At 51.4% G+C, this 11,262-nt stretch carries 6 protein-coding genes and 1 riboswitch; of the genes, 2 read left to right on the top strand and 4 right to left on the bottom strand.

Annotation, left to right across the window (positions count from 1 at the left end; genetic code table 11):
- From AC50YG_RS17250 to AC50YG_RS17240, 3 genes are all read right to left on the bottom strand, one after another.
- On the bottom strand, positions 1-5,283 hold a 5,283-nt coding region (locus AC50YG_RS17250), incomplete at its 3' end, for a hypothetical protein (protein WP_494828184.1).
- Positions 5,284-5,555: 272 nt separating this feature from the next.
- Entirely contained in the window at positions 5,556-6,590 is a 1,035-nt protein-coding gene (locus tag AC50YG_RS17245; RefSeq protein WP_494828183.1) for a FecCD family ABC transporter permease, read from the bottom strand.
- 2 nt (positions 6,591-6,592) lie between these two features.
- Positions 6,593-7,639 (bottom strand): FecCD family ABC transporter permease, encoded by a 1,047-nt coding sequence (locus tag AC50YG_RS17240; protein ID WP_473760269.1) that lies wholly within the window; start codon positions 7,637-7,639, stop codon positions 6,593-6,595.
- Positions 7,640-7,838: 199 nt separating this feature from the next.
- Between AC50YG_RS17240 and AC50YG_RS17235 the strand changes: the two genes are divergently transcribed.
- Complete coding sequence (locus tag AC50YG_RS17235) at positions 7,839-8,420, top strand: TetR/AcrR family transcriptional regulator (RefSeq protein ID WP_494828182.1); 582 nt, start codon at positions 7,839-7,841, stop codon at positions 8,418-8,420.
- A 63-nt stretch (positions 8,421-8,483) separates the two neighbouring features.
- A complete protein-coding gene (locus AC50YG_RS17230; protein WP_494828181.1) occupies positions 8,484-9,056 on the top strand; it encodes an NAD(P)H-dependent oxidoreductase in 573 nt (190 codons plus the stop codon).
- A 12-nt stretch (positions 9,057-9,068) separates the two neighbouring features.
- On the opposite strand, the gene thiC is transcribed toward AC50YG_RS17230, so the two are convergent.
- Complete coding sequence (gene thiC, locus AC50YG_RS17225) at positions 9,069-10,838, bottom strand: phosphomethylpyrimidine synthase ThiC (protein ID WP_494828180.1); 1,770 nt, start codon at positions 10,836-10,838, stop codon at positions 9,069-9,071.
- A gap of 284 nt (positions 10,839-11,122) precedes the next feature.
- Positions 11,123-11,228: riboswitch (TPP riboswitch) on the bottom strand.
- Positions 11,229-11,262: the final 34 nt, after the last annotated feature.

The following is an 11,262-nucleotide window of genomic DNA, read 5'->3' as shown; positions in this document are numbered from 1 at the left end:
TCCTTCCGCCAGCGCCTCACTTCCTACGCTCGCAAAGGCCAGCTTCGATGCTGTTATGCTCGCTTCGCCCAGCTTTTCCGTTGTGAAGCAGCCATCCGCTAGCTTATCGCTTGTCACGCTACCCGTCGACAGATGCTCCGCCTTCACGGCTCCTTCCGCCAACGCTTCACTATCTACGCTCGCAAAGGCCAGCTTCGATGACGTTATGCTCGATTCACCAAGCTTTTCTGTTGTGAAGCAGCCATCCGCTAGCTTATCGCTCGTTACGCTCGCTGCCGACAAATGCTCCGCCTTCACAGCTCCTTCCGCCAGCGCTTCACTACCTACGCTCGCAAAGGCCAGCTTCGATGACGTTATGCTCGATTCACCAAGCTTTTCCGTCGTGACACTGCTATTCGCCAGCTTATCGCTCGTCACGCTAGCTGCCGACAAATGCTCCGCAGCAACAGCGCCATACGTGATTTTGTCGCTCGTTATGCTGTCCGTCGACAGATGCTCCGCCTTCACGACTCCTTCCGCCAGCGCTTCACTATCTACGCTCGCAAAGGCCAGCTTCGATGACGTTATGCTCGATTCACCCAGCTTTTCCGTCGTGACACTGCTATTCGCCAGCTTATCGCTCGTCACGCTCTCTGCCGTCAGATGTTCAGCAATTACGGCTCCTTCCGCCAGCGCTTCACTGCCTACACTTGCAAAGGCCAGCTTCGTCGACGTTACACTCGATTCGCCCAGCTTTTCTGTCGTGACACCGCCATTCGCCAGCTTATCACTCGTCACGCTATCCGTCGCCAAATGCTCCGCGGCAACAGCGCCATACGTGATTTTGTCGCTAGTTACGCTGTCCGTTGACAAATGCTCCGCCTTCACGGCTCCTCCCGCCAGCGCTTCACTACCTACGCTCGCAAAAGCCAACTTCGATGACGTTATGCTCGATTCACCAAGCTTTTCCGTCGTGACACTGCTATTCGCCAGCTTATCGCTCGTCACGCTCTCTGCCGTCAAATGTTCAGCAATCACGGCTCCTTCCGCCAGCGCCTCACTTCTTACGCTCGCAAAAGCCAACTTCGACGACGTTATGCTCGATTCACCAAGCTTTTCCGTCGTGACACTGTTATTCGCCAGCTTATCGCTCGTCACGCTATCCGTCGCTAAATGCTCCGCCTTCACGGCTCCTCCCGCCAGCGCCTCACCATCTACGCTCGCAAAGGCCAGCTTCGATGCCGTTATACTCGATTCACCTAGCTTTTCCGCTGTGATGCAGCCATCCGCTAGCTTATCGCTCGTCACGCTCTCAGCCGTCAGATGCTCAGTGATCACGGCTCCTTCCGCTAGCGCTTCACTGCCTACACTTGCAAAGGCCAGCTTCGACGACGTTACACTCGATTCGCCCAGCTTTTCTGTCGTGACACCGCCATTCGCCAGCTTATCGCTCGTCACGCTCTCTGCCGTCAGATGCTCAGCAATCACGGCTCCTTCCGCTAGTGCCTCAATGCCTACGCTCGCAAATGCCAGCTTCGATGCCGTTATACTCGATTCGCTCAGCTTTTCTGTCGTGACACTGCCATTCGCCAGCTTATCGCTCGTTACGCTTTCTGCCGTCAGATGCTCGGCTATCACGGCTCCTTCCGCCAGTGCTTCACTACTTACACTCGCAAAGGCCAGCTTCGATGACGTTATGCTCTCCTCGCCCAGCTTTTCCGTCGTAACACTGCCATCTGCCAGCTTATCGCTCGTTACGCTTTCTGCCGTCAGATGCTCGGCTATCACGGCTCCTTCCGCCAGCGCTTCACTGCCTACGCTCGCAAAGGCCAGCTTCGATGACGTTATGCTCGCCTCGCTGAGCTTTACCGTCGTGACACTGCCATTCGCCAGCTTATCGCTCGTTACGCTCATTGCCGTCAGATGCTCGGCTATCACGGCTCCTTCCGCCAGTGCTTCACTGCCTACGCTCGCAAAGGCCAGCTTCGATGACGTTACACTCGCCTCGCCGAGCTTTTCCGTCGTGACACTGCCATTCGCCAGCTTATCGCTCGTTACGCTCTGTGCCGTCAGATGCTCGGCGATTACGGTTCCTTCCGCCAGTGCTTCACTGCCTACGCTCGCAAAGGCCAGCTTCGATGCTGTTATGCTCGCCTCGCTGAGCTTTTCCGTCGTGACACTGCCATCTGCCAGCTTATCGCTCGTTACGCTCTGTGCCGTCAGATGCTCGGCGATCACAGCTCCTTCCGCCAGCGTCTCACTGCTTACGCTCGCAAAGGCTAGCTTCGATGACGTTATGCTCGCCTCGCCCAGCTTTTCCGTCGTGATGCAGCCATCCGCCAGCTTCTCAGTGCGGATTGTGCCATTTTTCAGCTTGCTTCCAAAAATACTCTCATCCTCAGCACGGTCAACTGTAATAACATCGGCTGTGAGATGCGCTAAAGACAGCGAGTTTTTACGAATATGATAGCCCTGCACCGTTTCCGCCCGAAGATGCTTGCCAGCTATCGTCTCCAGTTGCAAATGCTCGCCAGACACGGAATCCTTTCCAAGCTTTAACTCTGTCACACTGCCATCCTGCAAATTAGCACTAGCGACGCTGTTTATAGCTAAATGCCCCTCGTCGATGCTATACAGCTGAATATGCTTTTCTCCTACAGAAAGCGGGGCCAACTGTTCAGATGTTACCGCTTGACTTTGCAAATGCTCCGTACCGATAATACGCTGCTGGAGCGCTGCACTGCCAATTGCCCCCTTCTGAATATGCTCGCTTGCAACGCTTGCTTCCGCCAGATTCGACGCCGTCACAGCACCTTCCGCTAAATGAACATCGCGGATGCTGCCTTCCTGTACGTGAATACCCAACACCGACCCATTGGATAAATGACGGCTGTGAATCGCTTCTCCCGCAATATGCTTCGGCTGTATAGCATCCTGCGCTAATTTAGCAGAGTGAATCGCCAAGTCAGCAACCTGCTCACTTCCAACCGCTCCAGGCTGCAAATGGGAGGCCACAATAATCCCGCTTTGCAGATGCTCTTTCTTAAGCGAGCCTAGCTGAATGTGAATGCCTTCAATAACAGCTGGAGCGATGTGCTCGCCTTGAATGGTTCCTGGGGCAAGCTTAGTTCCCGTCACACTTGATTCAGCAAGCTTTGCTCCCGTTACACTGTAGTCTGCGAGCTTATCCGACGTCACCGCTTCCGGGGAAAGCTTGAGTGAATTGACACTGTGATCTGCCAAATGATGCGAAGATACAACGCCAGGTGCAATATATCTTTCTGTCACAGCTTCATAAGCAAGCTTTGCGCTCGTCACGGCGCCATCATGGAGCATTCGAGTTGTAATCGCATCATCTACAACATGCTTCTCATGAATAATATGCGGTTGTAAATGATTGGAATTTATCGCTTCAGGCGACACGGCCTCTCCCGTAACAGCTCCATTTGCAAAATGGTACGCCCGCAGCGCTTCCGGCGCGATTTTGTGAAACGTAATCGCTTCATCGCGCAATTGCTTCGTATCTACCGAATTATCTGCAAGATGCGCAGCAGATACAGCTCCAGCAGCCAGCTTAGCCGAAGTGACGCTTTGTTCCGCAAGCTGTCTGCTGCCAACAGCCGCATCTGTCAAATGCTGCACCCGAATCGCTCCCGGCGCAATTTTCTCATCTGTAACGGAGCTGCTGCGCAAATGCTCCGTACCAACCGCCTCTTCCCGCAGTTGGACGCCAGATACGGTATTTACCGCCAAATGACGATTGTGTATTTGTCCGTCCGCTACTTTCTCAGATGTTATGCTGAGACGGCTCAAATGTCTGGATTGCACCGCATCATCGGCGAGCTTTGCCGCGGTTACACTTTGCTCCGAAAGCTTGGAAACGGTAACCGCATGATCAACCAGCTTGATTGTTGATACGGACTGATCCATCAGCTTGGAGGCTGTTACGGCTTGATCAACGAGATGACCGCTTTCGATTTGGCGCGGTGAGATATTTGGCCCCAGAACGGCCCCCGCCTGCAAATGAGCGCTGGATACCGCTCCTCTTGCTAGACGCTCGGCGTCTACTGCGTTCGGCTGCAATTCCCTTGCTCCGACCGCGCCTACTTCCAGATGCTGGGCGCTTATTTCGCCTGGGGCCAAATGCTTTCCCGATATTACTCCGACGGCAACATGATCGGCGAGCAATACCCCAGGTTTAATATGCACGGAATCGACGGACTCTGGGGCTAGCTTCTCCGTATGCACAGAACCATCGCGCAGCTTGGAGCGGGTTACAGCTCCATCGGCGAGCTTGGAATTGTTTACTGCATCATTCGAAAGGTGCTCGGGACGGACAGCTCCGCTTTTGATTTTGCTAGCGGTGACGGACTGTTGTCCAAGCAATTCTTCCGTTACTAACATCCGTTTCAAATGCCTCGCTTCAATCGAGCCATCGGCAAATTTGTCGGAACCGATCGTACGATCTGCGAGCTTCTCGGAAGAAATGCTGTTATTTTGCAGCTTCTCTCCTGTTACGGAGCCATCTGCCAGCTTTGTTCCTGCGATAGCATTGTTGGCCAGATGTTCCGATATTATCGCTTCTGGTGCGATTTTGCTGCCGGATACAGCTCCCCTAGCAATGTGAATAGCTTCAATCGCATAATCCTGCACAGCTGTTCCATCGACGCTTCCCGCACATAGCTTTGTGGAATCAATAGAAGCTGGCGCAATTTTGTCGCCGGTAACCGAACCATCCACTAAATCGTCGGTATAAATAAATGGATTTGGCCCGCCAAGCTCAGGATTTTGTTTCTCTGCTACCAGCGCCAGCTTCTCTTCATGACTCAGTACAGTATTCTCTTCATGGCTCAGCTCAGTATTCTCTCCATGACTCAGCTCAGCAATCTCTTCATGGTCGCTGGCAAATGCAAGCTCAACTGGCTGGTCTACATCCAGCAGCAGTTCCTCCTGCACATCCACTGATGGCGCCTCTTGCTTAAAAATTGGCGACGATCCTTGCTTCCCATCCAATTGAATACTTTGCAGTTCTGCATCAGCCTCGCTTGGCAGTAGTTCTCCTTCTTCAGCTTGCAGCTGGTCAATGCTGAATGAAGCTTCCGGCGCCGCAATCGCATTAATGCTAACCGTCTTCCCCTGCCCTGCATTTGCTGGCTTTGATTCTTCCAGTTTCTGTGCTGCTTGGGCTTGCGCCTTTTTGCTATTTAAATCATCGAGCCATTTCAATTCAGAAGCATTCGGATTATCAACGTAAAAAAGCGGCCTTTTTCTTCTCGTGCTTCCTGTTTTTCTGCTTTTCGCCATTGCCCTCTCCTTCTTCCACCTGATTTGTCTTAGGCAATATATGCACAAACCTATGGGCTCGTTACTTGATCTTGCAGGCTGACAGGCAGAAGCATGACGGACTAACAATCCTCGTAAAGTAAAAGACTGGGGCAAGAGCCCACAAACACAACAGGAGGCACCGTTTTCCCCCGGTAACGTCCGTTTCACTTCCATACAGAAAAAAGGCCTTCCGAAAGCGCAAAGCGCTTCGAAAGACCTCATAAAACACTAATAAATGGAGCTGCCACAGCCTATTTGGAACGGGACAGCAAGTAAAGAAAATACGGAGCGCCAATGACGGCGATTACGATACCCGTCGGAATTTCCGAAGGCTGAAACGCCCAGCGGGCCAGCGTATCGGACACAATGACGAGCAATGCTCCTGCCATCGCTGAAGCCGGAACGAGAATTTGATGCGTCGGTCCAACAAGACGACGAGCCAAATGCGGACCGATCAGCCCAACAAAGGAAATACCACCGCCAACGGCCACGCACGTTGCAGCCAGACCTACCGCTGCTGCAAGCAGCTTCATCCGGTCCTTCTCAACCGGCGACCCGAGTCCCGTTGCCATTTGTTCGCCAAGGTTCAAAACGTTCATTGTACGAGATTTGTACATCACGTATGGAATCAAAATTAATATCCATGGAAGGGCTGCTTGTACAAACTTCCAGTTCGTACCCCATATATTTCCAGCCAACCAAATTTGAACGAATTGAAAGTCATTCGGATCAAGTGCTAGACTGAGTACTATAACAAGCGCACTAATTCCGGCTTGCACTGCAACACCGACCAAAATCATCCGCGTAGGCAGCAGCCCGTGATAACGTTTATAAGATAATGTATAAATCAGCAAGGCAGTAAGTCCAGCCCCGCAGAATGCAAGCATCGGCATGACAAATGGCGACGCCATCTGATTATCACGGAAAAAGGAGACATATAAAATAACCATTAGTCCTGCTCCAGCATTAATGCCGAGCAAGCCCGGATCGGCCAGCGGATTGCGGAACAAACCCTGCATCACACAGCCGGAAACGGCAAAGCCAGCACCGATCAAAACGGAAATAACGATACGAGGCAAGCGGAAATCAAATAAAATTAGATCCTGCTTCGGCGTTCCATATCCGAATAACGTTTTGAACACATCAAGTGGAGTAAGCTTAATAAAGCCTGTATTCATACTAATCACAAAAGCTGTAATAATAAGAACGCCCATAATGGACATGACTATTATAGCTCGCCTTGTTCTTTGCTGCTCGCTTTTTGAAATTAAAGTAGCGGTGCTCATAACTATAAGTTCCCCCTTTGCTTAACCGCAAGATAAAGGAAGAACGGAACACCAATAATAGCAATCAGAGCGCCAACCGGCGTCTCATAAGGACTATTAATCGTACGCGCTACAATATCAGCTACGATGAGCAAGAGAGCACCAAGCACGGCGGAACACGGAATAATCCAGCGATAATCCACGCCAACCAAATAACGGGCCACATGGGGAACAATAAGTCCGATAAAGCCAACCGCTCCGACAACGGATACCGATGCACCGGCCAAAATGAGCGTGACAATAATGCCAATCGTCTTCGTCAGCTTCGTACGCTGACCGAGGGACACCGCCACATCATCGCCTAGACTGAGCAAGGATATGGAGCGTGAAATCGCAATGGCTGCCAAGATGCCGCCGATAATCCAAGGGGCAACAATGCCAATTTGCGACCATTTTGTACCGGCAATGCCGCCTGCATACCAAAATGCAATATCCTGTCCAATTTGAAAGTGAATTTGAATCCCTTCCGACAGGCTCATGAACAATGTACTAATAGCTGCGCCCGCAAGCGTCAGCCGGACAGGCGTCAAGCCGCCCTTGGCGAGCGAGCCGATACCGTAGACGATACCTGCGGCAAGCGCCGCTCCAAAGAAACAAATAATCATAATTTCCAAATGCGACATGCCGCGGAAAAAAGCAAAGCAAAGCGCCAGCGCAAAGCCTGCGCCCGCATTAAGCCCGAGCAAGCTCGGATCGGCCAGTGGATTTCGGGTCATTCCCTGCATAACGGAGCCTGATACCGCGAAGGCAGCCCCTATAAGTGCAGCTGCAAGCGCCCTTGGCATTCTCAGCTCTTGAATAATCTGATGCTGGGTAATATCCGGATTAAAATTAAAAACGGCAGTCCAGACCGTGGATAAGCTAATTTTAGCCGCTCCGACCGAAATAGATAAAGCAAGGCCAAATAATACAGCGGCTGTGCCAACGATAAGAATGATGGTCGCTACTAGCGGCCTTGAACGCTGCCTCATCTGCTTTAATTCCTGTTTTTGCTCCTGTTTCAACGACATGATGCAGCTACCTTTCCCTTCACACCAAACAAAATGGTATCATGATAACGATTCTCGTTTTCAAATATACCAAAGTTTGTTTGTTTATTCAAGCGTAAACGGCTACCACCATCCTCTGGTGGCAAAGCTACCGTTTCGAGGGTTAAATATAAATTTATTGCCTCTTGCATTTTAGTTAGTGTTCACTTACAATACAAACATGAATAAAAAATCACATGCCGATAGTAAAAAAAAGGATATTTTGCAGGCGGCGATGCTGCTATTTGCCACGAAGGGCGTTGACGGCGTTTCCGTCAAAGAAATCGGGCATGCTGCCGGTGTTACGGATGCGGCAATTTATAAGCATTTTAAAAGCAAGGATGCCGTAGCCTTGGAAATTTTTGAGCAGGATTGTGCCAGCTACACCTCTTTAATCGATTATTATGTGCAGAAGGACGGAAGCGTCGCCAACCGATTTCGGCAATTAATCGATGAGGTGCTGCACATGCACGATGAGGACCAGTACGGTTTGCTGCTGCTTGCCCAACAGCATGAGCTGTTTTATACAGCAAGGATGGAAGGGCAGCTTAGGCAGCCGCTTGATGCATTAATTGATTTTATAGAGCAAGGCATAGAGCGCGGCGAGCTTCCAGAGCAAAATGCCCGCCTGTCGGCTGTCATGGTGATCGGCATTATAACCCAGCTAGCCGTATCCAGCATGCATGGCGATCTTCCCTCCCAGCTTGCGCCGGATGCCGAGCAGATTAAACGGCATCTATTAGCTTTAGTAGGTCATTCGTGACCTTTTCTTTTTGATCTATTGGTTAGTGTTTGTTAACTAAAATAAGAGGAGTGTTTCAAAACGATGAAAAAAATATTAATTATTCAAAGCAATCCCGCTGAAGGAAGCTACAGCGAGGCGCTCGCTGCCGCCTATGCCGAAGGAGCTGCTGGCGCCGAGGTCCGTACTATTCATTTGTCCCAGCTCAACTTCAATCCCGTCCTGACCGGAGGCTACAGAAACAAGACACCTCTGGAGCAGGATTTGCAGGACGCGCAAGCGCATATTACATGGGCCGATCATCTTGTTTTTGTATATCCAACCTGGTGGGGCGGGCCTCCCGCTTTGCTTAAAGGCTTCATTGACCGCGTCTTTCTGCCCGGCTTTGCTTATAAATATGTGAAAGGAAAGGCGCTTCCCGAGCAGCTGCTCAAAGGAAAAACAGCCCGAATCATCGTCACGATGGACGCGCCGGGCTGGTACTACCGCTTTTTCCAAGGCATGGCTGGCCACAAAATGATGAAAATCAACATCCTGCAATTTTGCGGCGTCAAATCCGTCCGTTTCACAACGCTGTATGAGGTCAGAAAATCATCGCTAGCAAAAAGGCAAGGCTGGCTTTCCAAGGTAAAGCAGCTCGGAGAACGGTACGCCTAAGCAACTATCATTTTATGTTCCGCTAATATATATTTTGCTTCCCGATTCCTTGAACGCCTCGGACTTCTCCTTCATTCCCGCTTCAATGGCCTCTGTCGTCTCCAGCCCACTCCGCTCCGCGTACTCTCTAATATCTTGCGTAATGCGCATGCTGCAAAATTTAGGTCCACACATCGAGCAGAAATGGGCGGACTTGGCGGCCTCCGCCGGCAGCGTCTCATCGTGGTACGACATGGCGCGCTCAGGATCTAGCGACAAATGGAACTGGTCGCGCCAGCGGAACTCGAAGCGCGCTTTCGACAGCGCATCGTCCCTCAGGCGGGCCCTTGGATGGCCTTTGGCCAAGTCAGCGGCATGGGCAGCTATTTTATACGTAATAACCCCCTCCTTCACATCCTCCTTGTTCGGAAGCCCAAGATGCTCCTTCGGCGTCACATAGCAGAGCATCGCGGTGCCAAACCAGCCGATCATGGCTGCGCCAATAGCGGATGTTATATGGTCATAGCCTGGTGCAATATCGGTTGTCAGTGGCCCCAGCGTATAGAAAGGCGCTTCATCGCATACCTCCAGCTGGCGGTCCATATTTTCCTTAATCAGATGCATGGGTACATGCCCCGGCCCTTCGATCATCACCTGGACATCATGCTTCCAGGCGATTTTCGTCAGCTCGCCGAGCGTATCCAGCTCGGCAAACTGCGCGGCATCGTTGGCATCGGCTATCGAGCCCGGACGCAGGCCATCTCCTAGAGAGAATGACACATCGTAAGCCTTCATAATTTCGCAAATTTCCTCAAAATGCGTATACAAAAAATTTTCCTGATGATGGGCCAGGCACCATGCCGCCATAATGGAGCCGCCACGCGATACGATGCCCGTCACCCGCTTGGCTGTGAGCGGAATGTAGCGAAGCAATACGCCTGCATGGATCGTAAAATAATCAACCCCCTGCTCCGCCTGCTCTATAAGCGTATCGCGAAATACGTCCCAGCACAGATCCTCCGCTTTGCCATTCACCTTCTCCAGCGCCTGATAAATCGGCACCGTGCCGACCGGAACCGGAGAATTGCGAATAATCCATTCGCGCGTTGTATGAATATTTTTCCCTGTGGACAAGTCCATAATCGTATCCGCGCCCCAGCGCGTCGCCCATGTCATCTTCTCCACCTCCTCCTCAATAGAAGAAGCCACTGCGGAATTTCCAATATTGGCATTAATTTTCACATGAAATTGCCGACCAATAATCATGGGCTCAATCTCGGGATGATTAATATTGGCTGGTATGATCGCACGCCCAAGCGCAATCTCCGAGCGGACAAATTCAGGGTCCACCCCTTCTCTTATCGCAATAAATTCCATTTCATGCGTGATGATTCCTCGGCGCGCATAATGAAGCTGGGTAACGTTATGTCCTTTTGTCGCCCGCAGCGGCCGCGTCGTTATTGGAAAAAGCTCCGCTCCACGCTCGCTCGCCTTCTCCGCCGTCATGAAGCCGTTATCCTCTGGCCTTATCGTGCGTCCGTCATACCGCTCCACATCTCCTCGCCCTTCAATCCAGTCTCTTCTTACATGGGGCAGCCCTTTATAAACATCCGCCTCATAAGCGGTATCTGTATACGGCCCACTCGCGTCATACACACGGATCGGCGCATTCGGTATTTTTTCTCCGTTTCTGCCTGTGCTCGCCTCCAGCTCAATTTCGCGCATTGGCACCCAAATATCCAGTCTTGCTCCCGATTCGTACACTTTGCTGCTACCCGGCAGCGGATTCATAAAGATCGTCATATGCAAAAAACCTCCCATGGCATAATGAAATTCCACCAGGAGGCCTTTAAACGTATATTCAGTTGGAAAATGCAGCGCTAGGCGCCTGTTCCTTTGCTTTCATTCCATTAGGCGGGATGACGACGCCCCACAAACGAAGACGCCAAAAGGCGCCCCGCTTGCTTGCTTTTTCAACCAGAGGGCAACAAAAAACCGCTCCGGCGAAGAAGCGGCAGAATGTGCAAACATACGCGAATGGCAGAGCTTCCCCCATGCTAAAAAAGCAAAAAGAAGCTGCTCGCGATGAACTCACTTTCCCACTTTCCTACGCTGGCATAACCCAGATCAGGTTCAAAGGGACCAAAGCTCATTCGCTTTATCTCAGCCATGAAGGCGCCCCTAGTGGATTTCCTTGTTAGACTATACCGCTCCCATATACTGGTTG

This window comes from Paenibacillus sp. J31R34, from assembly GCF_059383715.1.
Note: the sequence above shows the minus strand (reverse complement) of the source record. Positions and strands in the feature narration are given on the sequence as shown.

Coding starts and splice junctions, on each gene's coding strand:
- AC50YG_RS17245 (WP_494828183.1), bottom strand. CDS start 6,590: ATGAGCACCGCTACTTTAATTTCAAAAAGCGAGCAGCAAAGAACAAGG.
- AC50YG_RS17240 (WP_473760269.1), bottom strand. CDS start 7,639: ATGTCGTTGAAACAGGAGCAAAAACAGGAATTAAAGCAGATGAGGCAG.
- AC50YG_RS17235 (WP_494828182.1), top strand. CDS start 7,839: ATGAATAAAAAATCACATGCCGATAGTAAAAAAAAGGATATTTTGCAG.
- AC50YG_RS17230 (WP_494828181.1), top strand. CDS start 8,484: ATGAAAAAAATATTAATTATTCAAAGCAATCCCGCTGAAGGAAGCTAC.
- thiC (WP_494828180.1), bottom strand. CDS start 10,838: ATGACGATCTTTATGAATCCGCTGCCGGGTAGCAGCAAAGTGTACGAA.